The 26983-nt window shown below is 72.7% G+C and carries 27 protein-coding genes; 7 read left to right on the top strand and 20 right to left on the bottom strand.

Annotation, left to right across the window (positions count from 1 at the left end):
* Positions 1–34: 34 nt before the first annotated feature.
* From OG514_RS04685 to OG514_RS04665, 5 genes are all read right to left on the bottom strand, one after another.
* Entirely contained in the window at positions 35–1099 is a 1065-nt protein-coding gene (locus tag OG514_RS04685) for a PDR/VanB family oxidoreductase (protein ID WP_266891124.1), read from the bottom strand.
* Entirely contained in the window at positions 1099–1983 is an 885-nt protein-coding gene (locus tag OG514_RS04680; RefSeq protein WP_266891122.1) for a metal-dependent hydrolase, read from the bottom strand. Before OG514_RS04680 ends, OG514_RS04685 begins: the two co-directional genes overlap by 1 nt.
* An 81-nt stretch (positions 1984–2064) precedes the next feature.
* Positions 2065–4410, bottom strand: a complete 2346-nt coding sequence (locus OG514_RS04675; RefSeq protein WP_266891120.1) for a hypothetical protein — start codon at positions 4408–4410, stop codon at positions 2065–2067.
* A 75-nt stretch (positions 4411–4485) separates the two neighbouring features.
* Positions 4486–5289, bottom strand: coding sequence for a tyrosine-protein phosphatase (locus OG514_RS04670; protein WP_266891118.1), 804 nt, complete (start codon positions 5287–5289; stop codon positions 4486–4488).
* Between the two features lie 144 nt (positions 5290–5433).
* Positions 5434–6432, bottom strand: a complete 999-nt coding sequence (locus tag OG514_RS04665; protein ID WP_266891116.1) for an NAD-dependent epimerase/dehydratase family protein — start codon at positions 6430–6432, stop codon at positions 5434–5436.
* Between the two features lie 244 nt (positions 6433–6676).
* Between OG514_RS04665 and OG514_RS04660 the strand changes: the two genes are divergently transcribed.
* Both OG514_RS04660 and OG514_RS04655 read left to right on the top strand, forming a co-directional pair.
* The gene (locus tag OG514_RS04660; protein WP_266891114.1) at positions 6677–7309 is read left to right on the top strand and encodes a hypothetical protein; all 633 of its coding nucleotides are present in this window, start codon (positions 6677–6679) and stop codon (positions 7307–7309) included.
* Between the two features lie 49 nt (positions 7310–7358).
* Positions 7359–8807 (top strand): PepSY domain-containing protein, encoded by a 1449-nt coding sequence (locus OG514_RS04655; RefSeq protein WP_266891112.1) that lies wholly within the window; start codon positions 7359–7361, stop codon positions 8805–8807.
* A gap of 6 nt (positions 8808–8813) precedes the next feature.
* Here the strand turns inward: OG514_RS04655 and OG514_RS04650 are convergent, their stop codons facing one another.
* From OG514_RS04650 to OG514_RS04635, 4 genes are all read right to left on the bottom strand, one after another.
* Positions 8814–9392, bottom strand: coding sequence for a winged helix-turn-helix domain-containing protein (locus tag OG514_RS04650; RefSeq protein ID WP_266891110.1), 579 nt, complete (start codon positions 9390–9392; stop codon positions 8814–8816).
* A gap of 376 nt (positions 9393–9768) precedes the next feature.
* Positions 9769–10800: a glutamine synthetase gene (gene glnII, locus OG514_RS04645; RefSeq protein ID WP_266891108.1), complete on the bottom strand. Its 1032-nt coding sequence runs from the start codon at positions 10798–10800 to the stop codon at positions 9769–9771.
* A 138-nt stretch (positions 10801–10938) separates the two neighbouring features.
* Entirely contained in the window at positions 10939–12138 is a 1200-nt protein-coding gene (locus OG514_RS04640) for a hypothetical protein (protein WP_266891106.1), read from the bottom strand.
* Positions 12135–13742, bottom strand: coding sequence for a hypothetical protein (locus OG514_RS04635; RefSeq protein WP_266891104.1), 1608 nt, complete (start codon positions 13740–13742; stop codon positions 12135–12137). Before OG514_RS04635 ends, OG514_RS04640 begins: the two co-directional genes overlap by 4 nt.
* On the opposite strand from OG514_RS04635, the gene OG514_RS04630 reads away from it, so the two are divergent.
* The gene (locus OG514_RS04630) at positions 13741–14691 is read left to right on the top strand and encodes a Gfo/Idh/MocA family protein (RefSeq protein WP_266891102.1); all 951 of its coding nucleotides are present in this window, start codon (positions 13741–13743) and stop codon (positions 14689–14691) included. The two genes, OG514_RS04635 and OG514_RS04630, sit on opposite strands and share 2 nt — an antisense overlap.
* 28 nt (positions 14692–14719) lie before the next feature.
* On the opposite strand, the gene OG514_RS04625 is transcribed toward OG514_RS04630, so the two are convergent.
* Positions 14720–16126, bottom strand: coding sequence for a PLP-dependent aminotransferase family protein (locus tag OG514_RS04625; protein WP_266891100.1), 1407 nt, complete (start codon positions 16124–16126; stop codon positions 14720–14722).
* The gene (locus OG514_RS04620) at positions 16123–16563 is read right to left on the bottom strand and encodes a helix-turn-helix domain-containing protein (protein WP_266900744.1); all 441 of its coding nucleotides are present in this window, start codon (positions 16561–16563) and stop codon (positions 16123–16125) included. The genes OG514_RS04625 and OG514_RS04620 overlap by 4 nt, the downstream gene beginning before the upstream one ends.
* Positions 16564–16637: 74 nt before the next feature.
* Here OG514_RS04620 and OG514_RS04615 point away from each other — a divergent pair, with 74 nt between their 5' ends.
* Complete coding sequence (locus OG514_RS04615) at positions 16638–16841, top strand: hypothetical protein (RefSeq protein WP_266891098.1); 204 nt, start codon at positions 16638–16640, stop codon at positions 16839–16841.
* Positions 16842–16867: 26 nt separating this feature from the next.
* Here OG514_RS04615 and OG514_RS04610 read toward each other — a convergent pair whose 3' ends face one another.
* Positions 16868–17227, bottom strand: a complete 360-nt coding sequence (locus OG514_RS04610; protein WP_266891096.1) for an arsenate reductase family protein — start codon at positions 17225–17227, stop codon at positions 16868–16870.
* Between the two features lie 149 nt (positions 17228–17376).
* On the opposite strand from OG514_RS04610, the gene OG514_RS04605 reads away from it, so the two are divergent.
* A complete protein-coding gene (locus OG514_RS04605; RefSeq protein WP_266891094.1) occupies positions 17377–17652 on the top strand; it encodes a hypothetical protein in 276 nt (91 codons plus the stop codon).
* A 57-nt stretch (positions 17653–17709) separates the two neighbouring features.
* On the opposite strand, the gene OG514_RS39330 is transcribed toward OG514_RS04605, so the two are convergent.
* The 4 genes from OG514_RS39330 to glnA form a co-directional block, all read right to left on the bottom strand.
* Positions 17710–18093, bottom strand: coding sequence for a cytochrome P450 (locus OG514_RS39330; RefSeq protein ID WP_323181473.1), 384 nt, complete (start codon positions 18091–18093; stop codon positions 17710–17712).
* A complete protein-coding gene (locus OG514_RS04600; protein WP_323181472.1) occupies positions 18072–18824 on the bottom strand; it encodes a hypothetical protein in 753 nt (250 codons plus the stop codon). The genes OG514_RS39330 and OG514_RS04600 overlap by 22 nt, the downstream gene beginning before the upstream one ends.
* A complete protein-coding gene (locus tag OG514_RS04595; RefSeq protein ID WP_266891092.1) occupies positions 18821–19546 on the bottom strand; it encodes a tRNA-dependent cyclodipeptide synthase in 726 nt (241 codons plus the stop codon). Before OG514_RS04595 ends, OG514_RS04600 begins: the two co-directional genes overlap by 4 nt.
* 236 nt (positions 19547–19782) lie before the next feature.
* Positions 19783–21207, bottom strand: a complete 1425-nt coding sequence (gene glnA, locus OG514_RS04590) for a type I glutamate--ammonia ligase (RefSeq protein WP_266891090.1) — start codon at positions 21205–21207, stop codon at positions 19783–19785.
* Positions 21208–21429: 222 nt separating this feature from the next.
* On the opposite strand from glnA, the gene OG514_RS04585 reads away from it, so the two are divergent.
* Positions 21430–21897, top strand: a complete 468-nt coding sequence (locus OG514_RS04585; protein WP_266891088.1) for an RDD family protein — start codon at positions 21430–21432, stop codon at positions 21895–21897.
* A gap of 85 nt (positions 21898–21982) precedes the next feature.
* Here OG514_RS04585 and OG514_RS04580 read toward each other — a convergent pair whose 3' ends face one another.
* The 4 genes from OG514_RS04580 to lipB form a co-directional block, all read right to left on the bottom strand.
* Positions 21983–22687, bottom strand: a complete 705-nt coding sequence (locus OG514_RS04580; RefSeq protein ID WP_266891086.1) for a DUF4191 domain-containing protein — start codon at positions 22685–22687, stop codon at positions 21983–21985.
* 10 nt (positions 22688–22697) lie between these two features.
* A complete protein-coding gene (locus OG514_RS04575) occupies positions 22698–22913 on the bottom strand; it encodes a hypothetical protein (RefSeq protein WP_266891084.1) in 216 nt (71 codons plus the stop codon).
* A 254-nt stretch (positions 22914–23167) separates the two neighbouring features.
* Entirely contained in the window at positions 23168–24136 is a 969-nt protein-coding gene (gene lipA, locus OG514_RS04570; protein WP_266891080.1) for a lipoyl synthase, read from the bottom strand.
* Between the two features lie 114 nt (positions 24137–24250).
* Positions 24251–25060, bottom strand: coding sequence for a lipoyl(octanoyl) transferase LipB (gene lipB / locus OG514_RS04565; RefSeq protein WP_266891078.1), 810 nt, complete (start codon positions 25058–25060; stop codon positions 24251–24253).
* Positions 25061–25347: 287 nt separating this feature from the next.
* Here lipB and OG514_RS04560 point away from each other — a divergent pair, with 287 nt between their 5' ends.
* Positions 25348–26904 (top strand): regulator, encoded by a 1557-nt coding sequence (locus OG514_RS04560; protein ID WP_266891076.1) that lies wholly within the window; start codon positions 25348–25350, stop codon positions 26902–26904.
* Positions 26905–26983: the final 79 nt, after the last annotated feature.

Raw genomic sequence — 26983 nt, 5'->3', positions numbered from 1 at the left:
CCGCCGATCGGGCCGGGCACCCCCCAGGGGGTGTCTACAGGTCGAGCACGAGCCGCTTTCCCGCGCAGCGCGAGACGCAGATCAGCATCGAGTCGTCCCGCTCGGCGTCGGTGAGCAGCTCGTCCCGGTGGTCGATCTCGCCCTCCAGGACCCGCTGTTGGCAGGTCCCGCAGAAGCCCTGCCGGCAGGAGTACATGAGGCCCGGGAGCTCCTCGCGGACGGCTTCCAGGACCGACTGGTCGGCCGCCACCCGCACCGTACGTCCGGAGCGGCGCAGTTCGACCTCGAAGGCCGTGCCGCCGGTCGTCGCGGCGGCCGAGAAGCGTTCGAGGTGCGGGGTCCGGCCCTCCGCCATCGCCGCGGTCACGGCGTCCATCAGCCCGTCGGGGCCGCAGCAGTAGACGAGCGTCTCGGCCGGAACGTGCGCGAGGAAGGCGAGGTCGGGGAAGCCGGACTCGTCCTCGGCGACGACGGTGACCCGGTCGCCACCGCCCAGCGCCTCGATCTCCGTCAGGTACGGCATCGTGGCCCGGCTGCGCCCGCAGTACACGAGCCGCCAGTCCGCCCCGGCCGCCTCGGCGGCGCGCAGCATCGGCAGGACCGGGGTGATGCCGATGCCGCCGGCGACGAAGGCGTACGCGGGCGCGTCGACCAGCGGGAAGCGGTTGCGCGGACCCCGGATCTCGATCTCCACGCCCTCGTGGAGCTGCTCGTGGACCTCGCGCGAGCCGCCCCGGCCGCCCTGCCCGGCCTCGATCAGCCGGGTCGCCACGGTGTACGTGGTGGAGTCGGCCGGGTCGCCGCAGAGCGAGTACTGCCGCACGAGGCCGGAGGGCAGGACGAGGTCGACATGGGCTCCGGGCTGCCAGCCGGGCAACTCCCGGCCTTCCAGGCGCAGTTCGACGACCCCCTGGGCGGGCGTGGCGCGCGCGGCGACGAGGACCTTGCGGGGGACGGTGCTGCCCCGGCCGTATCCGGACACGGGTTCTTCGAGGGAGGGCATCGGCCACAGCGGGGCCGTGGTCATGCGGCTGCGGACGGCGCGGCGGACGAGCAGCGCGGCCCCCGCGACGAGGGCGACGGTGGTGAGCCGGGGCATCAGTGACCTCCGTTGGCGCCGGGGGAGGAGGCCAGGTAGGCCATCGCCTGTGCGGTGTCACCCTCCTGCGAGGGGTGGTAGGCGCGGCTGAGGTAGCGGGGTATCGAGCGCAGCATGTCCGGGGTGGAGGGCAGCACGCCCTGCCGGCCCTTGCGGACGAACTGGCCGAAGGAGGCCTTGCCGTCGAGGAGGCTGGGGTCGTTCTCCATGAAGAAGCGGACGCCCCGCTGCCAGAGGAAGACGAGCGCGGAGAAGGCGAGCGCCCACGTGCGGGCGCGGCGCCGGTAGCCGCCGTCGAGGTGCATGAACAGCTCGAAGGCGACCGAGCGGTGCTCGACCTCCTCGGCGCCGTGCCAGCGCAGCAGGTCCAGCATGGTGGGGTCGGCGCCGACCCGGTCGAGCTCGTCGGCGTTGAGCACCCAGTTGCCGAGGAACGCGGTGTAGTGCTCGATGGCGGCGATCATCGCGACCCGCTCCATCAGCCACCAGCGGCGCGGCCGGCCCGGCGGCAGGGTCCGGTCCCCGAGGAGCTTCTCGAAGAACCAGTCGACCTGCGCGGTGTACGGGGTGGGGTCGAGGCCCTGCTCCCGGAGGTGGGGGAGGACGTCGTCGTGGGCCTGGGAGTGGATGGCCTCCTGGCCGATGAAGCCGATGACGTCCGCGCGCAGCCGGTCGTCGGTGATGTACGGCAGCGCCTGCTTGTAGACGTGCACGAACCAGCGTTCGCCGGCCGGGAGCAGCAGGTGCAGCACATTGATGGTGTGCGTGGTGAAGGGATCGCCGGGTACCCAGTGGAGCGGGGTCTCCTCCCAGTCGAAGGAGACCTTGCGGGCCTTGAGCTCGACGTGCTCCGACGCCACCGGTGCAGGCTGCGTATTAGACATGACGTCAATGTACTGAGGGGTAGGCGGTGGCAACAGGTCTGTGCACGGTCTTTTTGGCGGGTACGGGACGCGGCCCCCGGGTCACCTCAGGGCGCCGACCTGCGTCCCGTCCCGCAAGGTGCCGTCCAGGTCGGCCCGCGCTCCGGCGGCCGCCCTGACCGCCAGAACCGGCCCGTCGGACCGTCCCTTCACCCCGCCGGAGACCTCAAGCGCGGCGAAGTCCGGGCTGCCGGCCGCCAGGACGTACCAGGCGCCGCCGGGAGCCTGCCAGAGCACCCCGGCCAGCACCCGGGGATCCCGCACGCCACAGGCGGGCGAACCCTCCGAGCGAGCCGCGAGCGCGGCGGGCACCGTCGGCGAGGGGACCAGGAACTGGGCGAGGACCCGGCTGCCGGTGCCGCGCCAGGTCTCGGCGCGGGTGCACAGCCAGGTGCCGCTCCCGGCGCCCTCGGGCAGCGGCTGCCGGGCGAACTGCCAGGCGTTCACGGACCGCACCCCGTGGGCCCGTACCGCCGTCAGCTGGCACGCGGTCCGCGCCCAGGCCGCGCGCGCCTCGGGGCTCGTGGCGTCGGTGGGGGCGGCGGCGGGCGGGCCCCAGAGGAGCCGGGCGGGTGCCAGCTCGCCGAGATCGGTGAGCAGTCGTCGGCCCGAACCGTCCCGCACCTGAAGGGTGTTCCAGCGGGTGCAGCTCCTGGCGAGGGCGGGACCGGTCATCGGCTCGGTCACCCCACTGGCGTCGCGCGGCAGCGGCCTCGGCTCCCCGGCGGGCGCCAGCAGATCCCGTACGGCCGTCTCCTTCACCCAAGGTGCCGTCAGATAGCGGACGTTGCCGGCCGCGCGGGACAGGACGAGCGCCGCCGAACCGACGACGTCGGCCCCGTCGGTCCGCGCGAAGTCGAGCGCGGCACCGGCCGCACCCCCGACGGGTTCCGCGTACCGCACGACCCGCAGCCCGTCGTGGAGGAGCACCACCCGGGCCCCGTCGACCACACCGGCGAAAAGCAGCTGCGGCGGCCCCATGGGCGGGCCCACGGGCGTCCCGGGCGTGGCGGAGGACCGCACGGAGGCGCCGGGCCGCGCCCACACGGCGAGCGCCCGCCGCAGCAGCGCGGCGTCCCCGACGAGTCCACCGCGCGCGGGCCACACGGAGAAGTCCCGCCGGGTGGAACCGGGCCAGACGGCAGGGCCGACCCGCTTGAGGGCCCCGGGATCGAGGGCGGCCTCGGCGGCGGGATTACGCGCGTACGAGGGCGCAGCAGCACCGTTTCTGCCCCACCCGTCCCCAGGCAGCCCGAGCAGCGCCCCGCACACGAGAAGCGCGGCGAGCGCCACGAACGCGGCCCGCGCATGCTGCCGCCGCCGCAGAAGATCGGTGGGCCGAGCCTGCAACGCACACGGATCGAACTCGTCGGACTCGAGCAGGGCGACACCGCTGCGACGCCGACCGGGATCGAAGGGGGCCGGGACGGATCCCCCGTTCCTCCCGGATCCCCCGCTTCTCGCGGATTCCTCGTTGCCCCTGTTGCTCGCGTTTCTCCCGTGCCCGCCGTCGGGCCCGGGACGGCTGCCCGCGCCTCCGGCTCCGTCGGGCTCGGTGCGGCGGTCCGTGCTGCCGGCCGCGCCCGCCCCGGCCGGTCGTCCCGCCCGGCGGTCGGCCGCGCCTCCGACGGAGCGGGGGCCGGGCTGTTCGCCGACCCTGGCCGTACGGGCGTCCCCGTCCCCGGTCCGAGTGCCCGGGGCGTAGCCGCCGGCGGGGCGGTCGCCCGTACCGGCAGGGGGACGGGGAGCGTCCGGGTCACCGGGCGGGGCCTCCGGGGCGAGAGATCCCGCCGGGCCGTCCTCCGGCTCGCCCTCCGGTCCGTCCAGCGCGTCCGCCTCGGCCAGGGCCGACGGCGGGTCCGCCACCCCCGCCGCCGCGAGCACCCGCAGGACCTCCGGGTCGCCCTGGCGTTCCAGGCCGCGGAGGACGTAGGCCGCGCGGCCGGGTCCGGAGAGGCGGGACAGCCGCTGGTCCAGGGCGAGTTCATCGGCGCCGCCCACCCGGGGGAACAGCCGCAGTCCCCACACGTGCGGAAGCAGCGGCGGCAACTGCGCCCGCCTCGGCAGCGCGAGCCGCCGCAGCGGCAGCCCCGCGATGAGCGCCTGCCGCAGCACCTCGCCCCGCACGTACGCGTAACCGGGATCGACCGCGTCCTCGGCGAGCCGGGGCTCAGGAACGGCCGGGCCCGGGCCCGGGACCCGGCGGCGCGGCAGCGAGCGCTGGACGAGCGCGTGCGCGGTCAGCACCCGGCGGTTGCGGCCGAGCGACGGCGGCAGCACGAGGTAGGCGATGCGGACGAGCCGCGGATAGCGCTCGACGAGCGCGGCCTCGGCCTGCTCGACGTCGACGGGGCCCACGGGCGAGGGGACGAGATCCTTGGTGCTCACGTTCAGCAGAACGAGCGATTCTTCCGATGGTCACCCCGGTCCCCGGTCCCGGCCCCCGGGGGCCCAGGCGCGGGCTCAGGCCGCCGGGCCGGCCGCCAACCGCTCGCGGATCCGCGACGTCACCTCGTCCGGGACGCCGAGCCCCTCCCGTACGTACTTCTCCATCGACCCGTGCCGGACCGCCACCTCGTCGAGCCCCGCGGCCAGGTACTCCGGCAGGACCCCGATCAGATCGAGCGCGAGGTCGGGATTGCCGCCCTGGGCCGTGAACCCCTCGATCATCGGCGCGAACGCCTGCCGTACAGCGGTGTTGACCGACAGGTACTCCTCCCGCACGGTCTCCTCGTCCGCGCCGAGCAGCGAAAGCACGACCGCCGCCGCCCACCCCGTCCGGTCCTTGCCCGCCGAACAGTGGAAGAGCAGCGGCCCGGCGTCCGGAGCTCCCAGCTCGGTGAGCAGGGCGCGGTAGGCGGCGCGGGCGGAGTCGCCGGAGACGAAGGTCCGGTAGGTGCGGGCGAAGGCCGCCCGGACCTGGCCTCCGCCGAGGTGTTCCTCGGCGAGCGCAGGGTCGGTGAGCAGCGCCTTCAGGCGGGCGGCGGGCGGCAGCCCGCTGATGGCCAGATGGTCGGCGAGCACGTCCGCGACGAGGTGCCGGGCGCCGGCGGGAAGCCGGTCGGGCCGGTCGGCGCGCTCGCTCTCCGTACGGAGGTCGACGACGGTACGGATGCCCAGGGCGGCCACGACGGGGTCGGCCGGGTCGAGCCGGTCGAGCTGGGCCGAGCGCAGGACGAGCCCGGGGCGGACGGAACGCCCGGCACCGAGCGTCAGACCGCCGAGGTCGCGGAGGTTGGCGACGGAGGTGGCGGGGATGGCGGGCATGGCGTCGACTCCTCCGGTTCGTGCACGTTCGTGTCGACGGTAGTGGATCGCCCCGATCCAGGCAGATCGGGACGATTCATACCGCGCGCGTGGCCGGGCAACCCGGCAACCCGGCCACTCGCGCGGCAACCCGGCACTACCCGGCTACTCGGCGAGCGCGGCCAGCACCTCCGCCTCCCGTTCGGGGGAGAGGCCGACCTCCGGCCGGTCCGGTCGCTGCGGGGCCGTCCCGCCGAGCGACTCCAGCCACGCCCACGTGTCCGCGACGGTCTCCTCCGCGGACCGGCAACGCAGCCCGGCCGCGACGGCCCGGGACACGTCGGCGGTGTGCATCGCGTCGTACATCTCGCCCGGCGGGAGCCACACGGGCAGCTCCGACCACGGCGCGGCGCCGGCCTTGACCAGTGCTTCCGGGTCGGTCCAGCGGAGTTCGGCGTCCGAGCCGGTGGCCCGTACGCACGCGTCGAGGAGCTCGCCCATGGTCGTGTGCCCGGGCGGCGAGACGAGGTTGTACGGCCCGGAGAGCCCCGCGGCCACCGCGTCGAGCGTCCACTCGGCCAGGTCGCGGGCGTCGATGTACTGGATCGGCAGCGAGGCGGGTCCCGGCGCGAGGACCGGGCCGCCGCGCGCGATCCGACCCAGCCACCAGGGGAGCCGGCCCACGTTCTCGTACGGCCCGATGATCAGCCCCGCGCGGACGTGCAGCGTCCGGTCCGCGCCGAACGCGGCCGTGGCGGCGAGCTCACCGCCCATCTTGGCCTCCGCGTACGGCACGTCCCCGTCGTCCGGCGAGCCCTCCACCAGCGGGCCGTCCTCCGCGAGCCCGGCCGCCGGCGGCCACGCGTACACGGAACGGCTCGACACGTACGCGTACCGTCCGACCCGGTCGGCGAGCAGCCGCGCGGCGTCCCGTACGGCAGAGGGTGCCGCCGACCAGGTGTCCACCACAGCGTCCCAGGAGCCCGTGGCGAGGGCGGCGAGACCGTCGGGGCCGGTCGTGCGGTCGCCGATCAGCGAGGTGACCCCGGCCGGCGGCGCGTGCCTCCCCCGATGGAAGACGGTCACCTCCCAGCCCCGTTCGAGCGCAGCCTCGACGACCGCGCGACCCACGAACTCCGTACCCCCGAGCATCAGAAGTTTCATGATCAGGAGCCTGCCCGGCCGCGCGGCGCGGGGCCAGAACTTTCGCTCCCGGAGGATTCCGCCACGGGAGGAACGTCACCGGATCGAACGGCGACGTCACGGGACGGGGAGGGCCTCTCGTGCCCCGCGTGGCGGGATGACACCATGACGGACGATGACGAATCCCCGGTCGCCCCTGCGCGCTGCGCGAGCCGCCCTGTTCGCGGTGGTGTGCGTGACGTTGGCCGCCGTGGGGCATTCGTCCATGTCTGCGCACCGGCTTCCGGCACTCACCCTGCTCGGCGCCTTCGCCCTGACGGCGGCCGTCGCGTGGGCGGCGGCCGGCCGACGCCGGGGTGCGCCGACGATCGCGGGCGCGCTGTTCGTCCTCCAGGGCGCACTGCACCTGATCTTCTCGATGACGGGTTCCCACGCGGGGGAAACGGGCGGGACCGGCACGCATGCGATGCACGGCATGGACGGCATGGATGCCATGGCCGGGATGCACGAAGCGAGCACGGGCGCGGGCGCCGACATGGTCCCGGGTGCGGGCACGGGCACCGACATGGTCCCGGCCATGCTCTCCGGTTTCGGCACCGGCTCCGGCGCAGGAATGCTCGCCGCCCACCTCCTCGCCGCCCTCCTCTGCGGCCTCTGGCTGGCCCACGGCGAGGCCGCGTTCCTCACGCTCGCCCGAGCCGCCCTGGCGTACGCCTTCACGCCCCTGCGCCTGCTCTTCGCGCACGTCCAGGTCCCCGACGCCCCGCGTGGCCCCGTCCGCCGGGCCCGGCGGAGCGCCCACCGGCCGCACACCGTCGTCCTCGCGCACAGCCTCTCCCGGCGCGGCCCGCCCCGGCTGTCCGTACCCCGCGCCACGGCCCTCGGAGCACACGTCTGACCCGGGGGTCTTCCCCCTGTCTGCACCGACTCCGAGGACAGCCACAGCCATGACCATCGACGATCCCGCACGCCCGGAAACCGCCGAGGCGCCACCGTCGGAAGCCACAACAGCTGCCACCCCCACCTCCACGCAGCCCACGTCCAAGCCCACGACCTGGAGCGCCCTCCGCCCCCTCGTCCTCCGCCTCCACTTCTACGCGGGCGTGCTCGTCGCCCCGTTCCTCCTCGTGGCCGCCGCGAGCGGCCTGCTGTACGCGCTCTCCTTCCAGGCCGAGAAGGTCGTGTACGCGCACGAGCTGGAGGTCCCCGTCGGCGAGACGACCCTGCCGCTCTCCCAGCAGGTGAACATCGCCCGCAAGGTCAACCCGAACGGCACCGTCACCGCCGTCTGGCCCGGCGCCGAACCCGGGGCGACCACCCGGGTCCTGATGGCCGATCCGGACGTCCCCGAGGACACCTCGCTGGCCGTCTTCGTGGACCCGTACACCGGGGACGTCCGCGGACAGCTGCCCAGTTACGGCAGCTCCGGCGCCCTTCCGCTGCGCACCTGGATCGACGGCCTGCACCGCGATCTGCACCTCGGCGAGACCGGCCGCAACTACAGCGAGCTGGCCGCGAGCTGGCTGTGGGTCATCGCGCTCGGCGGTCTGCTGCTCTGGCTGGGCCGGCGCCGGAAGAACCGCCGTGCCCTGTTCGTGCCGGAGGGCGGTCCGGCCTCGCGCCGCCGCACCCTGTCCTGGCACGGCTCGGTCGGCCTGTGGGCGGTGACCGGGCTCGTCCTGCTCTCCGCGACGGGTCTGACCTGGTCGCGGTACGCGGGCGAGAACATCGGCGCCGTCCAGGACGGTCTCGGCGGCGCGACGCCCACGCTCACCGCGACCGTCGGAGGCGCGGCCGGCGGCTCCTCGGAACACGAGGGCCACGGCGGCGCCCACACCGGCGGCTCCACCGCCCAGGGCCCGGACATCGGCCTCGACAAGGCACTTGAGGCGGCGCGCGCGGCCGGCATCGACAGCCCGAGGATCTCGGTGGTCCTGCCGGGCGAGGGCAAGGGCTATGTGGTCAAGGAGACGGACACGCAGTTCCCCCTCCAGCTGGACTCGGTGGCGGTGAACCCGGCGGACGGCGCGGTCCTCGACCAGCTCCGCTTCGCCGACTACCCGCTCCTCGCGAAGCTCACCCGCATAGGCATCGACGCGCACACCGGCGTGTTCCTGGGCCTGTTCAACCAGCTGGCCCTCGCGGCCCTGGCACTCGCCCTGATCCTGCTGATCCTCTGGGGCTACCGCATGTGGTGGCTGCGCCGCCCGGGCCGCCCGGCGGCGCGCGGGGCGTGGCGGAAGATCCCGGTGACGATGCTGCTCCCGCTCCTCGCGGTCACGGCGCTGGTGGCGTGGTTCGTCCCGCTGCTCGGCATCAGCCTGCTGCTGTTCCTGACCGTGGACCTCGCCCTGGGAGTGGTGTCCAGGGCGAGGACGAGGTCCCGAACCCTCTGACAGGGATCAGGGCGTGTACTTGTAGCCGACCCGCCGCACGGTCTGGATCGTGTGGCGGTGCTCGGCGCCCAGCTTGCGCCGCAGCCGGGCCACGTGCACGTCGACGGTACGTCCGTCGCCGACGTGGCCGTACCCCCACACGGTGGTGACCAACTGGTCGCGGGTGTGCACCCGGTGGGGGTGCGCCACCAGATGGGCGAGCAACTCGAACTCGAGATACGTCAGGTCGAGCGCCTGCCCGTCCACGACGGCGATCCGCCGGCCGCCGTCGATGGCGACGGGCCCCTGGTCCTCCACCGGAGCGGCGACGGGTGCGGTCGCGGGCACGGGAGTGGCGACGGGCAGCCGCGGCTGCTGATCGGCCGGTACGAGCACGAGGTACCCGACCATCGGCGGCCGGCCCGGCAGGGTCGGCAAGGTGTGCGGGGGAGCGGGCAGCAGAGTGGCGCCGGGCGGCAGGAAGTCGGCGACCTGGGCGAAGTCGACGACCTCGTTGGGATCGACGGCACGCAGTCGATGACGGCCGGGACGAACGGCCGTGAGGGAAGCGCTCGAAGTGTGGGCGGTGGGGGCGGTGTGGGCCATGAGAGGTCAGCTCTTTCGCGCGGAGTAACGAACAGACAGGAGTCGTACGTCGTGCGCGTCGGCCGAAGGCCGTGGATCGGACCGTACCGATCGGGGCTTTAGAGGGCCGACGCGTTCCTCGCGCGGCAACACACCCGGTCGAAGTCATGATGCTGCCGGGAAGGCCAGAACGGCTCAAGGTCGTGACGACCCGTCGCGGTGTCGTTCTGTGTGATGGCCATTTCCCTATTGAACCAGAAGGGAATGCCCCCGACGACCCCTTCACCGGCCAAACCCCGTGTCGTCCTTCCCACATGCCGGGAGAGCGCCCTCCCCCGGAAGCACGAAGGGCGCCCACCGTTCCCGGTGGGCGCCCCTCGTGGTGAAGCGGTGCGGATCAGACCTGGCCGGCCTTCGCGAGGGCCTCGCAGCAGGTGTCCACCAGGAGGCGGGTCACCGTGTACGGGTCCACGTTGGCGTTCGGGCGGCGGTCCTCGATGTAGCCCTTCTGGTCCTGCTCGACCTGCCACGGGATGCGGACCGAGGCGCCGCGGTCCGAGACGCCGTAGGAGTACTGGTCCCACGGGGCGGTCTCGTGCAGGCCCGTCAGACGGTCGTCGATGCCGGCGCCGTAGTTCTTGACGTGGTCGAGCGGCTTCGAGCCCTCGCCGAGGGACTCGGCGGCGGTGATGATCGCGTCGTAGCCCTCGCGCATCGCCTTCGTCGAGAAGTTGGTGTGCGCGCCCGCGCCGTTCCAGTCGCCCTTCACCGGCTTCGGGTCCAGCGTCGCGGAGACGTTGAAGTCCTCGGCCGTGCGGTACAGCAGCCAGCGGGCGATCCACAGCTGGTCGGAGACCTCCAGCGGCGCCAGCGGGCCGACCTGGAACTCCCACTGGCCGGGCATGACCTCGGCGTTGATGCCGGAGATGCCGAGACCGGCCTTGAGGCAGTTCTCCAGGTGCGCCTCGACGATCGGGCGGCCGAAGATCTCGTCCGCGCCGACGCCGCAGTAGTAGCCACCCTGAGCGGCCGGGAAGCCGTTGGTCGGGAAGCCGAGCGGGCGGCTGCCCTCGAAGAAGGTGTACTCCTGCTCGATGCCGAAGATCGGCTCCTGCGCGGCGTACTTCGCCTCGACCTCGGCGAGCGCGGCGCGGGTGTTCGAGTCGTGCGGCGTCATGTCCGTGTTGAGGACCTCGCACAGCACCAGGATGTCGTCGCCGCCGCGGATCGGGTCCGGGCAGACGAAGACCGGCTTGAGGACGCGGTCCGAGGCGTGGCCCTTGGCCTGGTTCGTGCTGGAACCGTCGAAGCCCCAGATCGGCAGCTCCTCCAGGGAGGCGCCCTCGCCGGCGAGGATCTTCGTCTTCGAGCGAAGCTTCGCGGTCGGCTCGGTGCCGTCGATCCAGATGTACTCAGCCTTGAAGGTCACGGGCCTCATCCTTTGGGCGTGCTGCTGCGGGTGTCGCGGCGGCTCGCGGCGCTGCGAGAAGCTGCGGTGTCTGTGTCCGGTCGCAGCTTCGCAACACGGGATTTCCCGGCGGTTGCCCGAATGTGAACCCCGTGTTACTCAGCCTTCCTGATTTTCGCGGAGCCGCTGTGCGACCACGTGGGAGTTCAGGAGGGAGTCGAGACCCGCGCCCCGGACACGCCGTACGACCTCCGCGTACGAGGTCCCCAGGGCCTGCGCCGTCCGCTCCAGGTGCCAGTCGCAGTCGGCGAGGCGCTGCAGCAGATGCCCCTTCCGGATCTGGTTCTCCGAGAGCCGGAACGTCTTCAGGTACGCCGTCCGGCCCTTGCGGTCGGTGATCAGCTCGCCGATGTGCTGCTCCCGCCCGCCCCGCTCGAACGGCGGCAGGAATCGGTGCAGATCGAACGGCCCCATCCGATGCACCCGCTCGAAGGCGTACGAGGTCTCCAGGAGGTCCCGCGCCATCAGCCCGTCGTGCGCCACCGTCCAGGCCCGCTCCTGCTCCCGCGCCGCCGCCCGCAGATCCGCGAGGTTCCGGATGCCGCCGGCCCCGTCCCTGATCCGCGCCGTGAACTCGGGCACCGGGCCGCCGTAGTACGCGTACTGGTGGACCAGCTCCCCGTACAGGTCCTCGACGAGCGTCGGGTGCAGCAGCCGGTAGTCGTCCGGGTGCGGCACCACGAAGGCCGCGGCCAGCGCGTCGGCCACGTACAAGAGCAGCCCGCACTGGCCCGGGTGGACCTCGAAGATCCGCAGGGCCTCCGTGAGACCGGGCACGCTCCACCCCGCGTACGCCGCCTCGGAGCGCGGAGAGAGGCCGTGCCGGACCGTCTCGCGGGACCACTCGTCCCAGACGATCGACGGCCCGCCGAAGTGCAGTGCGAGATAACCCTCCAGGGCGAGGTGCAGCGGCAGGAAACGGAGCCGCCGCTCGATGTGCCCGTCCTGGGCGCGCCGCCGTTTGGCCATCCGGTGGATCCGGCGCAGGGGCACGCAGGACGGCGGCTCGTCGCCGGCGCTGCCACCGAGCCGGGTCCCGTACGCGGCGGACTCCCGGCCCGCCCCCGGCACCGAGGACGAGTCCGTCCCCGCCCCCGTCCAGTCGGCGACGAAGCCGTGCGGGACGTACGAGGTGTAGGTGGTGCGATCGGGCAGGTCCACCGCGCCGAAACCGCCGTAGATCTCCCGGTGCAGGCGCAGCCCGGGGACCGGCTCGGCCCGCACGAGCGGCACGAGCCGCACCCCGCCCCACACCTGTGCCGGCCGGACGTCGAGCCCGGTCAGATCGATCCGGGTCATCCCCCGGCCCCCTTTCCCTCTCCCGCCCCGGCCAGGAACAGCTCCACCCGCCGGTCCAGATAGGCCCGCAGCTCCGCGAACCCGGTCCGCCCCTCGGTGAACTGCGCGATCTCCACGAGCGCCGCCAGATCCTCCGCGTCCCGGATCCCGGCGGCGGGCACGCTCGGGGCGAGCCGGCGTACGTCGAAGCCCTGCGCGTCGTATACGGGGTTCAGGTGCACCACGCTCGTCCGGCGCTCCGGATCCAGCCGCGACCTCCACACCCGCAGGACCTCGCCCGCGAGCCCCGGCGGGGCGTTGTCCCAGCCGTCCGAGACGATCACGAGCCGGTCGGGGCCGGTCTCCAGGCCGTCCAGGACGCGCATGCCCAGCGGGGTCGGTCCGTACGGCCGGACGAGGAGCGGGTCGCTGCCGCCGGAGGTCCACAGCGGGGTGTACGCCCCCGGCGCCGCGAGCGCCTCCAGGAGATAGTGGCAGCCCAGCGCCACGGCCAGCGGGCGGCGCCGCTTCACCGCCGAACCCGAGGAGGAGAAGCTGTCGTCGAGGACGGCCGTGACCCGCCCCCAGCTCCCGGCGTACGGCCCCGCCGCGCGCCGGGCAGCCGCCCGCAGCGCACCCGTCAGCTCCGCCCGCCGCTCCACGCGCTCGCCGAACGGCAGCGAGAGGACGTACAGGGCGAGCCGGGTCAGCGGCATCACGGACAGGTCGGCGGCCCGCGCCGTCCTGAGCTGTTCGAGCCTGGTCATCCGGGGCGCGATCCGCTCCAGGAACACCTCGCGCGGTACGCCGTGCTTGGCGGCGAACCCTTCTGCGACGGTGAACGGCAGCTCGTACAAGGCGCCCTGCTCGTAACGGGCGCGGCGGAACGCGTCGAGCGTCGGGTTCTCGTACCGGACCCGGCGGCCCGGCGCGAAGAGGAAGTCCCCGGTCTCGGGGTCGGGGAGCCGGCCGTGGACGTGCCGGAGGGTGGCCTTCAGGCCGGTCCGGTACTTCACCGCGTCCAGGGCGGGATCGGGGCGGGCCGCGACCCATGCGCGCATGATCGCGCGCGTGCGCCGGTTGTTGACCCCGGCGGCGCGCAGCGCGCGGAACAGCCGGTAGACCCGCTGCGGCGGAAGCAGCGCGAGCCGCGCCCCGATCAGCCGACCCTCGGCCCGCTTCTCCTCGGGCCCGCCGGCCTCGTCGGCGGTGCGCAGCAGCTGTTCGACGATGAGGGCGGCGTTGTGGTGGTTGATGTCGAGTGCGAGGGCGGCGGCGTACACGGGCCGGTAGTTGACGCGTACGTATTCGTGGACGAAGCGGAGCGAGAACCGCTGGGCGGCGGCGGAGGAGCGGAACTCGCGCTGGCCGGTGGCGGTCACGGCGGCGTTGACGAAGAGGAGCACGTCCTCGGCTGCGACGAGCTCGGACACTGCTCTCTCCTTCTCGTGGATGCCGGCCGGGGAATGAGGGCACGAACAGCGAAGACGTTGCTTCAGAGGCAGGTTCCGGAAGTCGCACCGAAGTCCCGCGGCCGGCCTGGAAACGCTAACACCGGGCGGGGGGTGGCACGCGAGCGGATTATCGGGAGCTGCTGTCGGAGGCGCACGGCAGACTGGGGGCATGGCGAAGCACCTGGGCGCGAAGCCCCGCATCGGACTCCTCGGCACCGGCCCCTGGGCCGGTCACACGCACGCGCCCGCGCTCGCCGGGCATCAGGGGATCGAGTTCAGCGGGGTGTGGGGCAGACGCCCCGAGGCGGCGGCGGCGCTCGCCGCCGCGTCGGGCACGCGCGCGTACGAGGACGTGGACGCCCTGTTCGCCGCCAGTGACGCGGTGGCGTTCGCGCTGCCGCCGGACGTCCAGGCCCCGCTGGCGGTCCGGGCGGCCGAAGCCGGCTGTCATGTCCTGCTGGACAAGCCGGTCGCGACGACGGTCGTGGGGGCGCGGAAGGTGGCCGAGGCGGTGGAGGCCGCGGGGGTGGCCTCGGTGGTCTTCTGCACGCTGCGGTTCGCGGAGCCGACGGCCCGCTGGGTCGAGGAACAGGCGGCGGTCGGCGGCTGGTTCCTGGGCGAGGCGCACTGGCTGGGCTCGCTCTACGGGGCCGGTTCGAGCAGCGCGTACGCGGCCTCCCCCTGGCGCCGGGCCAAGGGCGGTCTGTGGGACGTGGGGCCGCACGTCCTTTCCGTCCTCCTGCCGGTCCTCGGTGACGTCACAGAGATCACCGCGGCGCCCGGCCCGGCGGACACCCACCACCTGGTGCTGCGCCACAGCTCGGGCGCGAGCAGCACCGCGACGCTCACTCTCAGCGCCCCGCCGGAGGCGGCGGGGGCGGCCCTCACCCTGTTCGGCGCCGGGGGTCGCGCCGAACTGCCCCGCTGGGACGGGGCGGTGGGAGCGTTCGGCGCTGCCGTGGACGCCCTGATCCGCTCGGCCCGCACGGGCGAACCCGACGCCTGCGACGCCCGCTTCGGCCTCCGCCTCACGGAGATCCTGGCGGAGGCGGAGGCGGAGGCGGAGGCGGCAGTCGGGAAGAGGGCAGCGGCGACGGGCCGCGAGGCGTCGGAAGGCTGAGGCCCGACTCTTGAGCGCCCCGTGGGCTTCAGGACCCGAGCGCCTCGGACAGGGCCCCGCGCAACGCGTCCAGGGCGGCTCCGTACAGCCGCTCCGGCGGTGTGGCGTAGCCGACGACGAGCCCGTCCGGATGGGCGGGGCCCCTGGCGTCGGGGTGACGGTAGGGAGCCAGGCCCTCGACCGCGACCCCGTGCCGGGCCGCCGCGGCGAGGGCGGCCCGCTCCGTGCCCCGCGGCAGTTCGAGGACGGCGTGCAGCCCGGCGGCGATGCCCGTCACCCGTACCCCCGGCACCCGTTCGGCGAGCAGTGCCACCAGGCGGTCGCGCCGCCCGCGGTGCCGCTGCCGCATCCGCCGGACGTGCCGGTCGTACGCGCCGGAGGCGAGGAAGTCCGCGAGGGTGAGCTGCTCGGTGGCCGGGGCGTACGGCTCGCGTAGGCCCTTCGCCGCGACGGCCTCGTCCACCAGGGCGGCCGGCAGGCACATCCAGCCGATCCGCAGTGCGGGGGAGAGGCTCTTGCTGATGGATCCGACGAGGACGGTCCGTTCGGGGTCGAGGCCCTGGACGGCGCCCACCGGTCGCCGGTCGTAGCGGAACTCCCCGTCGTAGTCGTCCTCGATCACCAGCCCGCCGGAGGCCCGCGCCCACTCCAGGACGCCGGCCCGGCGCTCGGGGTGCAGCGGCCCGCCGGTGGGGAACTGATGGGCGGGGGTGAGCAGTACCGCGCCCGCGTGGCGGGGGATTTCGGCGACCCGCGCCCCGTCCTCGTCGACGGCCACCGGCACCGTCGTCACCCCGGCCTCGGCGAGGAGCCCGCGGTGGAAGGGCAGTCCGTACGCCTCGACCGCCCAGGGCCTCGCCGGACCGAGCACGCGCGCGAGGAGCCGCAGGGCGTGCGCGGCGCCCGAGCAGATCACGATCCGGTCGGGGGTGGTGCGAACGCCCCGCACGCGCGCGAGGTACTCGGTGAGCGCCAGGCGCAGTTCGATGCGGCCCTGCGGGTCGCCGATCCCGAAGGCCTCGTGCGGCGCGGCCGTCAGGGCCCGCCGGGCCGCCGCGAGCCAGGCGGCACGAGGGAAGGCGCCGGGGTCGGGCTTGCCCTGGACGAGGTCGTACGGGAGCGGCGGCGGCGCGGTGGGCCGTACGGGCCCGGGGGCGGGCGCGGCGACCCGGTCGGCGACGTGGGTCCCGGAGCCCTGGCGGGAGGTGAGCCAGCCTTCGGCGACGAGTTCGGCGTAGGCGTCGGCGACGGTGTTCCGGGCGATGCCGAGGTCGGCGGCGAGCGAGCGGTAGGGCGGCAGCCGGGTCCCGGGAGCCAGCCGCCCGCCGCGTACGGCCTCGCGCAGGGCCGCGATGAGTACGGCCCGCCGTCCACCGGCGGCGCTCAACTCCAGGTGCAGATCGACCCCGAGCCCGCCCGCGTCGGTACCGGTCACCGCCCCGCCTCGTCCCCGCGGCTCACGAGATCCCGAACACCGCTCAGGAACCGTCGAACGGCCTCCTTCTCCCGCTCCTCGAACCCGCCGAGGAGCGTCACGGCCCCTTCGATCAGAGGCCCGAAGTGCGCCCGCCCGAGGTCCTTCGCCCGGTCCTCCACGGTGAGGAGCACGCGCCGCCGGTCGCGGGTGTCCCGGACGCGGGCGACGTAGCCGAGGCGTTCGAGCCGGTCGACGACGGCCGTCGTGCCGGCCGAGTTGAGTCCGAGCCGCTCGCCGAGCCGTCCTGCGGTCGCGTCGGTGCCGGCGCGTTCGGCGTCGAGGAGGCAGATCAGGGCGCGGACGTCGGTGGGGTGCATGCCGTTGAGGGCGGCGAACTCGCCCTGGCGGAGCCCGTATTCGACGGTGACCTCGCGCAGCAGATGGAAGATGAGCATCTCGGGTGACTCGTCCACCACGGCCTCCTATTATCTCGCTGAGCGAGAGTATCGCCGATCGAGAGGACCGCGCCATGTCCGTCATCTTCGAGGCCGCCTACAACGCGCTCCTCACGACCTGGCCGCACCCCACGAGAGTCTCGGAACTCCCCACCCCCTACGGCACCACACACCTCCTGAGTCACGGTGTGGAGGACGGCCCGCCGGTCCTCCTCGATCCGACCGGCTGCCTTGCCGGCTTCCGTCCGGGCTACCAGAGCTTCCTGAAGCCGACGTAACCCCAACGCCGCGGCGCCGCAGGGCCTCAACGGGAGAGCGCGTCCCGAACGGCCTCCTCGGACCGGCCGACGACGGCCGTGCCGTCCTCGGCGGTGATGATCGGCCGCTGGATGAGCTTGGGGTGCGCCGAAAGGGCTGCGATCCATCGCTCCCGGTTCTCGGCGTCGCGGGCCCACTCCTTCACCCCGAGCTCCTTGGCGACGGCCTCCTGCGTCCGCGTGATGTCCCACGGCTCAAGACCGAGCCGGTCGAGCACCTGCCGGATCTCGTCGGGGGAGGGCACGTCCTCCAGGTAGCGGCGCACGGTGTAGTCGGCGCCCTCGGCGTCGAGAAGGGTGAGGGCGCTGCGGCACTTGGAACAGGCGGGATTGATCCAGATCTCCATGCCCCCACGGTACCCCCCAGACCTCTCTCCACCACCCCCTAAACCCCCTCTGGCCAGGGGCGATTGTCAGTGGGGGCCACTAAAATAGGGGGTGAAGGTGAGGGTCCCGGGGAGGGCCCGCACCCCCGCCGTTCGCCAGGAGGTAGCCCATGGCTCTCGCCGTGATCCGGACACCGTCCCTCGAACCCTGGAAGCCGCTCCAGAGGAAGCCGCTCCCCGCGGGCCGCCCCCGCGAGTGGTACGTGACGCACAACCGCCGGCTGAAGGCCATGCGCCTCGCGATCGCCCTTCTCGACGCCGGCGTCTACGTCCCGTCGAAGGCGACGAACACGACGATACGCACCACAGCCGCCCACATCGGCATCCACCCGCCCTCGGACACCACCTGCCGCATGGTCCGCACCTTCATCCGCTACGGCCGCTGACGGCGGAGGGGCGCTGCCCGGCCGTGGCCGGGCAGCGCCGTCGTCGGATCCCGCCCGCTACCAGGCCACCGGCAGCCGCTCGGGGAGCCGCTTCATGAAGTTGGTGCGCCACACCAGCTGTTCGACCGGTACCGCGAGCCGCAGCCCCGGCAGCCGGTCGAGGAGGGTCTCCAGGGCGATCTCGGCGTGCCGCTTGCCGAGCGCCGTCGCCGGGCAGTAGTGCCGACCGCCGCCGAAGGAGAGGTGATCGGCGGCGTTCTCCCGGTCCGGCCGGAAGGCGAGCGGGTCCGGGAAGTGCTGCGGATCGTGGTTCGCGGCCTCCACCAACACCAGGACCAGTTCACCGGCCCGCACGTCGACCTCGCCGAGCCGTACGTCCGCCATGGCCAGCCGCGGCAGGCCGTCGCCGATCGACAGATTCACCCGCAGCAGTTCATCCATCGCCCCGGCGACCCCGTGCGGGAGATCACCCCGGCGCCGAACAGCGTCACGCCCACCGTCGCCAGCATCTCGTCCGTCAGATGCGCGTAGTCGGGATCCTCGCGCAGCGCCGCGAGCTCCGCGATCAGCCCGCCCGTCGCCGGATCGTCGAGGCGCTCGGTCATGTAGGCGATGTCCCGGTCCCAGTGGAGCCGGGCCGCCTCGATCTCGTGCGGGGCGTTCATGAAGGCCACGTCCAGACTGCGCAGCAGCCGCGGCCCGTCCTCCTCCGGGATGCCCAGCATCCGGCAGTGCAGCCCCGTCGAGTACGGGTCGGCGTAGGCGCCCCGCAGGTCCCCGGGCGCCCCCTCGGCGACCAGCGCGTCCACCAGGGCCCCGGCCCGCGCCCGCAGCCACTCCTCCAGGCCGGGCGCCTTGGGGTTGATCGCCTTCATGACGGCCTTGCGCAGCCCGGCCCCGGTGATGTTGCCCATGTTGTTCACCACGTGCGGCGGGATCGTCAGCGCGTACTGCCGCGGCGCTCCCGGCGCCGAGGTGTCCTTCAAACTGAACCTCTCGTCCTCCAGGACGTGTCGGCACAGCTCGTACGAGGAGACCAGCCAGGCCTCGGCCCCGGCGATCGTGCGCACCTTCCGGACCGGCGCGGCGCGCAGCGCTTCGATCTCGGCGGGCAGCCGGGTCCCGTCCCAGTCGAAGGGAAAGGCCGGCAGGGTCTCGACGGCGACGCTCATCGCGCGGCTCCTTGGACAGTGGTTCCGGTGGGTGTGAGGATGCCGTGGCCCTGATTGCGCGAGGCCCGGAGCCCGGACCCGCGGCCGTACAGCAGATCGGCCAGCGGCAGTGCCTGGTGGTAGCAGTTGAGCGAGGACGGGACCCCGAGGATCGCGGGGGTGTCCAGGAACAGCGGCACCTCGGCGCAGATGTACGCCCGGCACACCTCCCGCTGCCGCTCGTCGGTCCGCTGCCCCGGCGCCAGCTTCCCGGCCAGGAAGATCCCGGTCAGCGCGTCACAGGTCTCGCGCACCACCGGGTCCGCCGCCACCGCGTCGAGCACCGTGCCGTGCAGCTCGCGGTAGGCCGGGACGTCGGCGAACTCCGACATCCCGCGGGCCCGTACCCGTACCCCCGTGGGATCGGCCTCGGCCACGGCCGTCCCGACCTTCGCCCGCACCCCCCGCAGGTTCTTGACGGCCTTCCGTCGCGCCTCGTCGGCCCCGTACCCCAGCGCCTCGTACATGTCGGAGACATGGAGGTCGGTGTAGACGAGATCGACCTGGTCGAAGTGGTCCAAGCCCCAGCGCGTCAGCTCGCGCAGCCGCTGGGCGGTGAAATAACTGTTTCCCGGGGAGACGCCGATGACCACGTGCGCGCCCTCGTCGGCGATGACGCGGCAGTGATCGGTGTACGGCTGGAGTCGGAGCGTCTCTGCAGGGGCGAAAGCCGCCTGAGTCACGTCGGCAGTCCTCAGTCGCGCCAGCTAGTCCCAGCGGAGCCCTGTGCTCCGGGTGTGGCGGCGGCGACGACCACACGCTATCGATCAGTCGCGGAGCGTGAACCCCCTACTCGTAGGTACAGGCGATAGTTCGTCACCTGTTCGCACTCCTGTGATCTTGACCGGAAACGGCGAGGCCCGCCGCCCCCTCGAAGGGGACGACGGGCCTCGGGAGAACGTCGCTCGCGCGGTACGGCTCAGAGGTCGAAGTAGAGCTCGAACTCGTGCGGGTGCGGGCGCAGCTGGATCGGGGCGATCTCGTTGGTGCGCTTGTAGTCGATCCAGGTCTCGATCAGGTCGGACGTGAAGACGCCGCCGGCCTGCAGGTACTCGTTGTCGTCCTCGAGGGCGTGGAGGACGGCCTCCAGGTTGGTCGGGACCTGCTGGACGTTCGCGTGCTCCTCGGGAGCCAGCTCGTAGAGGTCCTTGTCGATCGGCTCCGCCGGCTCGATCTTGTTCTTGATGCCGTCGAGGCCCGCGAGGAGCAGCGCCGAGAAGGCGAGGTACGGGTTCGAGGACGGGTCCGGCGCGCGGAACTCGACGCGCTTGGCCTTCGGGTTCGAGCCCGTGATCGGGATGCGCATGGCGGCGGAGCGGTTGCGCTGCGAGTACACCATGTTCACCGGGGCCTCGAAGCCCGGGACCAGACGGTGGTACGAGTTCACCGTCGGGTTGGTGAAGGCGAGCAGCGACGGGGCGTGCTTGAGGATGCCGCCGATGTAGTAGCGGGCCATGTCCGAGAGGCCCGCGTAGCCCGTCTCGTCGTAGAACAGCGGGTCGCCCTTCGCCCACAGCGACTGGTGGACGTGCATGCCCGAGCCGTTGTCGCCGAAGATCGGCTTCGGCATGAAGGTCGCGGTCTTGCCGTTGCGCCAGGCGACGTTCTTCACGATGTACTTGAAGAGCATCAGGTCGTCGGCCGCGGCGAGCAGCGTGTTGAACTTGTAGTTGATCTCGGCCTGGCCGGCGGTGCCGACCTCGTGGTGCTGGCGCTCGACCTGCAGGCCGACGTTCTCCAGCTCCAGGGAGATCTCCGAGCGCAGGTCGGCGAAGTGGTCGACCGGCGGGGCCGGGAAGTAGCCGCCCTTGTAGCGGACCTTGTAGCCGCGGTTGTTCTCCTCCGCACCGGTGTTCCAGGCGCCGGCCTCGGAGTCGATGTGGTAGAAGCCCTGGTTCGCCGAGGTCTCGAAGCGCACCGAGTCGAACACGTAGAACTCGGCCTCGGGGCCGAAGTACGCGGTGTCGGCGATGCCCGTGGAGGCGAGGTACGCCTCGGCCTTCTTCGCGATGTTCCGCGGGTCACGGCTGTACTGCTCGCCCGTGATCGGGTCGTGGATGAAGAAGTTGATGTTCAGCGTCTTGTCGCGGCGGAAGGGGTCCACGCGGGCCGTCGACAGGTCGGCGCGGAGCGCCATGTCGGACTCGTGGATCGCCTGGAAGCCGCGGATCGACGAGCCGTCGAAGGCGAGCTCCTCCGACGGGTCGAACGCCGTCGCCGGGATCGTGAAGTGCTGCATCACGCCCGGAAGGTCGCAGAAACGGACGTCGACCATCTTGACGTCGTTGTCCTTGATGTACTTCTGGACCTCGTCGGCGTTCTGGAACCCGTGCGTCTCGGACATCCCACTCCTCCTACTCCCGGCCCGGGGAGGGGCGGGGTTTGCAGCTGGTTCGTGCAGCCAGTGCGGTGGCACACGCTGGACCCGACCATAGGCAGACGGGATTTCTCAAGCATGACCCAATTGTTTCGTCGAAGTTAACCGGGGTGGGTGTCACTCCGCCTGCCGACACCCTTCGCCGACCCGGGCGGAAGTGATCAAAAACGGGCGCAGTACCGTGGTCGCGTGGACAACAGGCAAGCACTCGGATCTTGGCTCTCCGGCCCCCGCGCGGCGGCCGAGGACGCAGGCGTCGACTTCGGTTACCGCGGTCAGCAGCTGGGGCTGCCCGAGGAGGGCCCCGGTTCGATCGCCCGTCCCGGGCGGCGCCTCGGCGCCCTCGCCGTCGACTGGGCCCTCTGCACGCTGATCGCATACGGCCTGATCACCGACGGCTACAACCAGGCGACCGGAAACTGGGCCCTCGTCATCCTGCTCGTCCTGAGCGTGCTGACCGTCGGCACCATCGGCTCGACGCCCGGCAAGCGCCTCTTCGGACTCGGGGTCGTCTCCGTGAACGGCGGCCGCCTCGCCCTCCCGCGCGTGGCGCTCCGCTCCCTGCTCGTCTGCCTGGCCATCCCGGCCCTCATCTGGGACCGCGACGGCCGAGGCCTCCACGACCGCCTCTCCGGCGCCGTCCAGGTCCGCATCTGACCCGTCGGGACGTGAGAGAGGGGCCCCGGACCGTTTTCACGGTCCGGGGCCCCTCTCGTGTCGCTCGGTGTTCAGGTCGGGCGCGTCAGCGCGTCTTTCCGCCCCGCGGCATCCGCATGCCCTTGGGCATCGGACCCTTCGGCAGCGGCATGTTGCTCATCAGGTCGCCCATCGCCCGCAGCCGGTCGTTGGCCGCCGTCACCTGCGGGCCGGTGAGCACCCGAGGCAGCTTGAGCATGGTCGTACGGACCTTCTTGAGCGGCACCTGGCCCTCGCCGTCGCCGACGATGATGTCGGTCACCGGCACGTCCACCACAACGCGGTTCATCCGCTTCTTCTCGGCCGCGAGCAGAGGCTTCACCCGGTTCGGGTTGCCCTCCGCCACCAGCACGATGCCGGCCCGGCCGACCGCCCGGTGCACGACGTCCTGGCTGCGGTTCATCGCGACCGCAGGGGTCGTCGTCCAGCCGCGCCCGACGTTCTGCAGGACCGCCGCGGCAGCGCCCGGCTGGCCTTCCATCTGCCCGAAGGCCGCGCGCTCGGCGCGCCGCCCGAACACGATGGCCGCCGCCAGGAGCCCCAGGACGAAGCCCAGGATGCCCAGGTAGACCGGGTGACCGATCAGGAAGCCGATCGCGAGGAGGACACCGAGTACGACGATGCCCACGCCTGCGACGACAAGTCCGACCTTAGGGTCAGCCTTTCGGGTCATCTTGTACGTGAGGGCGATCTGCTTGAGCCGCCCCTGGTTCGCAGCGTCAGCGCTGCCCGTGTTTGCCTTCCTCGCCATGTCCTGAAGTTTACGTGGCCCGGGAAGTCCGGCCCGACGCGACCTCCATCACGTGCTGGGCCTCGACCCGGTCCTTGGCGCGGCGGCGGTCCTCCAGTACGGAGTTCCAGGCGTTGCGCCGGGCGGTGCGCTGCCCGGCGCCGAGGAGCAGTGACTCCATGGCCTTCAGGGCGTCGGTGACGGACGGGATCGCGGTGACGCGGACGTGCGTCGATGCGGCCGGCATGTCGGGGTCCTCCCTCGATTGCGGGTGAGACGAGGTGGGGGAAAGCGAGCGGTGGTGGCGGTGAGTGAAACCAGGCTCACAGACTGGTGTTACCAGCGCGTGACCCGGCGGTCAAACACTGATGAAACGTTGATGCGGCCATGCGGAGGAGTGCGGGAACGCCGACGCGGCCCGTACATCCCCGCTGAGCTGCGGGGGCGTACGGGCCGCGTCCGATCCGGCCATTACCGGCCGGTAACCACTTGTGCTCCGATTCACACGGCCTGAGTGGCGTTGTCCACCGCGCCGCGCTTCTCGATCGCCTGCTGGAAGAGGCGGCCCGCGCGGTACGACGAACGGACCAGCGGGCCCGACATGACACCGGAGAAGCCGATCTCGTCGGCCTCCTCCTTGAGCTCCACGAACTCCTGCGGCTTCACCCAGCGCTCCACGGGGTGGTGCCGGACGGAGGGGCGCAGGTACTGCGTGATCGTGATCAGCTCGCAACCGGCGTCGTGCAGCTGCCGAAGCGCCTCGCTGACCTCTTCACGGGTCTCGCCCATGCCGAGGATCAGGTTCGACTTCGTGACCAGACCGTAGTCTCGCGCCTTCGTGATGACGTCCAGCGAGCGCTCGTAACGGAAGCCCGGACGGATCCGCTTGAAGATCCGCGGCACCGTCTCCACGTTGTGCGCGAAGACCTCGGGGCGGGAGGCGAAGACCTCCGCCAGGAGCTCCGGCACCGCGTTGAAGTCGGGCGCGAGCAGCTCGACCTTGGTGCGGCCCTCGGCGCGCTCCGCCGTCTGCTGGTGGATCTGGCGCACGGTCTCCGCGTACAGCCAGGCGCCGCCGTCCTCCAGGTCGTCGCGCGCGACGCCGGTGATGGTGGCGTAGTTCAGGTCCATCGTGACGACGGACTCACCCACGCGGCGCGGCTCGTCACGGTCCAGCGCCTCGGGCTTGCCCGTGTCGATCTGGCAGAAGTCGCAGCGCCGGGTGCACTGGTCACCGCCGATGAGGAAGGTCGCCTCGCGGTCCTCCCAGCACTCGAAGATGTTGGGACAGCCCGCCTCCTGGCAGACCGTGTGCAGGCCCTCGCTCTTCACGAGGCTCTGCATCTTCGTGTACTCGGGCCCCATCTTCGCCCGCGTCTTGATCCACTCGGGCTTGCGCTCGATGGGGGTCTGGGCGTTCCGGACCTCCAGGCGCAGCATCTTGCGTCCGTCGGGTGCGACTGCGGACACATCGGCTCCTGTAGCTTCGATTCTTCGGCGCACACCAGGGTACGCCGTTGCTTCCCATGCATTACTACGTCTGGCCAACCTCTGGCCAGCGCCCTGCATTCCTGCGGGCACTCCTCAGACCGAGGTCGTTTCCACCGGACGCTCGATCTCGCGCGGCTTCAGCTCCGCCTGCTCCAGGACCGCCCGCAGGTGCTTCTCCACGACCGGGAGCACCTCCTCGACCGGGACGTCCCGGCCCAGCTCGTTGGCGAACGAGGTGACGCCCGCGTCGCGGATGCCGCACGGGATGATCCGGTCGAACCACGCGTTGTCCGGGTTCACGTTGAGCGAGAAGCCGTGCATCGTGACGCCCTTGGCGACCCTGATGCCGATCGCCGCCAGCTTCCGGTCCTCGCGGCGCTGGCCCGCGTTGGACGGGGCGTACTCCGGGCCGTTCAGACGGGGGTCGAACTCCTCGTCCGTCAGCCGCGGGTCGAAGTCGAGGGAGAGTCCGCCGAGCGCCGGCCGCTTCTCCACCGGGTCGCCGAGCACCCAGACCCCGCTGCGGCCCTCGATGCGGGTCGTCTGCAGGCCGAACTCGGCGGCGGTGAGGATCAGCGCCTCCTCCAGGCGGCGGACGTGCGCGACGACGTCCACCGGGCGGGGCAGCTTCATGATCGGGTAGCCGACCAGCTGGCCGGGTCCGTGCCAGGTGATCTTGCCGCCACGGTCGACGTCCACCACGGGCGTTCCGTCGAGCGGGCGCTCGTTCTCCGCCGTACGCCGTCCGGCCGTGTAGACCGGAGGGTGCTCCAGGAGCAGACAGGTGTCGTCGATCTCGTCGGCGAACCGCGCGGCGTGCACTTCCCGCTGCTTGTCCCAGGCCACCTGGTAGTCGACGGCTTCCGCGCCGAAACCAAGGCGGACGAATCGCAGCTCACTCACGGCCATGCCTCCTCCTGGGTGCCGGGTCCGGACTCCGGGGATCATCCCGGGCCGGTGCGGCACCATGCGTCATTCGCGCCCATGCCACTGTACGGCGGTGCCGGGGACGCCCCTCCGGCAGGTGGACGGGGGCACCTACGTCAGCGATGCCGTCAATCCTCACACGATCGGATGAATGTGGGGCGAAGGTGGCGGTACAGGCCGTGAGGACCGCTAAATTCGCGCCGTTCCATGAGGGTCCGACGGGGCTGCCGTCCGGACCCGGAAGGCAGGAGACCGCACAGCTGATGACGGAACGACCACCGCAGCGCATCCCGAACCGCCAGCTCGCCGCGCTCATCGCCGAAGCGGGGTTCTCCCATGCGGGCCTGGCGAGACGGGTGGACCAGCTCGGTCTGGAACACGGTCTCGACCTGCGGTACGACAAGACCTCGGTGACCCGCTGGCTCCGCGGCCAGCAGCCGCGCGGCACCACCCCCGCGCTCATCGCCGAGGTCTTCACCCGTCGCCTCGGGCGCCGGCTCTCCGCCCAGGACCTCGGCCTCGACGCCTGCGCCCCCGTCTACGCGGGCCTGGAGTTCGCCGCGACCCCCGAAGAGGCCGTCGACATCGTCAGCGGGCTCTGGCGCAAGGACTCCGGCAGCCACGCCGAACTCCGCAAGATCGCCTTCACCCCGGCGGGGCTGGTCGTCCCCAGCCGCGACTGGCTGATCGGCCGCGCCGACGACCGGGTGGCGCGCGGGGACCAGCCGCCCGGCCTCCGCACCTCGTCCGCGCCCCCCTCCGCCGCCTCGTCCGCCTCCTCCGGTGTCACCGCCGAGCCCCGGCTCCCGCACGACCCGCGCATCGCCCACGACCCGCGCCTCATCCACGACCCCCGGGTGCCGCCCCAGGGGCGCTTCTCCGTGCCCCGGCAGCGCGGCACGGACCGGGGGCCCGGCCAGCGGGTCTCCAGCGGCGACATCGCCGCCCTGCGCTCCGTCGGCGAACTGTTCCGCACCCTCGACCACGCCTACGGCGGCGGCCACGCCCGCCAGGCGCTCGTCCGCTACCTGGAGCACGAGGCCGAGCCGATGCTGCGCGGGACGTACGGGGAGTCCGTCGGCCGCCGCCTCTTCGCCGCGGCCGCCGACCTGACCCGGCTGGCCGGCTGGACCTCGTACGACATCGCCGCCCACGGCCTCGCCCAGCGCTACTTCGTCCAGGCGCTGCGCCTCGCCCAGGCCGCCGGGGACCGGGCCTACGGCTCGTACGTGCTCCTCACCATGAGCTGCCAGGCCGTCTACCTCGGCCACGGGCGGGAGGCCGTGCAGCTCGCCCGGGTCGCCCAGCAGGGCGTCGGGCCCGCCGCCCCGCCCGTCGTCCAGGCGATGCTGCACGCGGTCGAGGCGCGCGGGCACGCGGTCCTCGCCGAGACACGTGCGTGCAGCGCCTCGCTCGTACGGGCCGAGCGGGCCCTCGAAGCGGCCCGGCCCGGCGACGAGGTGCCGTACTGGGCCCGGATGTTCGACGAGGCCCAGCTCGCCGACGAGCTCGGACACTGCCACCGCGACCTCCAGCAGTACCGCCCCGCCGCCCAGCACGCCGAACGCGCCCTCCAGCTCCGCGCCCCCGGCTTCGCCCGCAGCCGCCTCTTCTGCCGGGTGGTCCTGGCGACGTCGCGCCTGGCGCTCGGTGAACTGGAGCAGGCGTGCGCGCTCGGCGCGGAGGCCGCGCAACAGGCCTCGGAGATGCGCTCGGCGCGCGCGGTGGAGTACGTACGCGACTTCGAACGCCGCCTGGAGCCCTACCGCGACGCGGCGGCAGCCCGCACGTACCGGGACCGAGTAGCAGCCATCGGCTGACCCCCGGCCCCGGTCCCGTGCGGGGCTGCGCCCCACCCCGCGCCCGCCGCGCGGGCACGCCTCCGGTGGGACGCGGGCC

Origin of the sequence: Streptomyces sp. NBC_00572 (assembly GCF_026341815.1) — a bacterium.
In the GTDB taxonomy this organism is placed as follows: Bacteria; Actinomycetota; Actinomycetes; order Streptomycetales; family Streptomycetaceae; genus Streptomyces.
The sequence above is the reverse complement of the archived record's forward strand: the minus strand, read 5'-3'. Positions and strand labels throughout refer to the sequence as shown.

What these genes read in the sequence shown, in the direction of transcription:
- OG514_RS04685 (WP_266891124.1), bottom strand. Translation starts at nt 1,099, where the DNA reads ATGCCCCGGCTCACCACCGTCGCCCTCGTCGCGGGGGCCGCGCTGCTC.
- OG514_RS04680 (WP_266891122.1), bottom strand. Translation starts at nt 1,983, where the DNA reads ATGTCTAATACGCAGCCTGCACCGGTGGCGTCGGAGCACGTCGAGCTC.
- OG514_RS04670 (WP_266891118.1), bottom strand. Translation starts at nt 5,289, where the DNA reads ATGCCCGCCATCCCCGCCACCTCCGTCGCCAACCTCCGCGACCTCGGC.
- OG514_RS04665 (WP_266891116.1), bottom strand. Translation starts at nt 6,432, where the DNA reads ATGAAACTTCTGATGCTCGGGGGTACGGAGTTCGTGGGTCGCGCGGTC.
- OG514_RS04660 (WP_266891114.1), top strand. Translation starts at nt 6,677, where the DNA reads ATGTCTGCGCACCGGCTTCCGGCACTCACCCTGCTCGGCGCCTTCGCC.
- OG514_RS04655 (WP_266891112.1), top strand. Translation starts at nt 7,359, where the DNA reads ATGACCATCGACGATCCCGCACGCCCGGAAACCGCCGAGGCGCCACCG.
- OG514_RS04650 (WP_266891110.1), bottom strand. Translation starts at nt 9,392, where the DNA reads ATGGCCCACACCGCCCCCACCGCCCACACTTCGAGCGCTTCCCTCACG.
- OG514_RS04640 (WP_266891106.1), bottom strand. Translation starts at nt 12,138, where the DNA reads ATGACCCGGATCGATCTGACCGGGCTCGACGTCCGGCCGGCACAGGTG.
- OG514_RS04630 (WP_266891102.1), top strand. Translation starts at nt 13,741, where the DNA reads ATGGCGAAGCACCTGGGCGCGAAGCCCCGCATCGGACTCCTCGGCACC.
- OG514_RS04635 (WP_266891104.1), bottom strand. Translation starts at nt 13,742, where the DNA reads ATGCCCCCAGTCTGCCGTGCGCCTCCGACAGCAGCTCCCGATAATCCG.
- OG514_RS04620 (WP_266900744.1), bottom strand. Translation starts at nt 16,563, where the DNA reads ATGCTCATCTTCCATCTGCTGCGCGAGGTCACCGTCGAATACGGGCTC.
- OG514_RS04615 (WP_266891098.1), top strand. Translation starts at nt 16,638, where the DNA reads ATGTCCGTCATCTTCGAGGCCGCCTACAACGCGCTCCTCACGACCTGG.
- OG514_RS04610 (WP_266891096.1), bottom strand. Translation starts at nt 17,227, where the DNA reads ATGGAGATCTGGATCAATCCCGCCTGTTCCAAGTGCCGCAGCGCCCTC.
- OG514_RS04605 (WP_266891094.1), top strand. Translation starts at nt 17,377, where the DNA reads ATGGCTCTCGCCGTGATCCGGACACCGTCCCTCGAACCCTGGAAGCCG.
- OG514_RS39330 (WP_323181473.1), bottom strand. Translation starts at nt 18,093, where the DNA reads ATGGATGAACTGCTGCGGGTGAATCTGTCGATCGGCGACGGCCTGCCG.
- OG514_RS04600 (WP_323181472.1), bottom strand. Translation starts at nt 18,824, where the DNA reads ATGAGCGTCGCCGTCGAGACCCTGCCGGCCTTTCCCTTCGACTGGGAC.
- glnA (WP_266891090.1), bottom strand. Translation starts at nt 21,207, where the DNA reads ATGTCCGAGACGCACGGGTTCCAGAACGCCGACGAGGTCCAGAAGTAC.
- OG514_RS04580 (WP_266891086.1), bottom strand. Translation starts at nt 22,687, where the DNA reads ATGGCGAGGAAGGCAAACACGGGCAGCGCTGACGCTGCGAACCAGGGG.
- OG514_RS04575 (WP_266891084.1), bottom strand. Translation starts at nt 22,913, where the DNA reads ATGCCGGCCGCATCGACGCACGTCCGCGTCACCGCGATCCCGTCCGTC.
- OG514_RS04560 (WP_266891076.1), top strand. Translation starts at nt 25,348, where the DNA reads ATGACGGAACGACCACCGCAGCGCATCCCGAACCGCCAGCTCGCCGCG.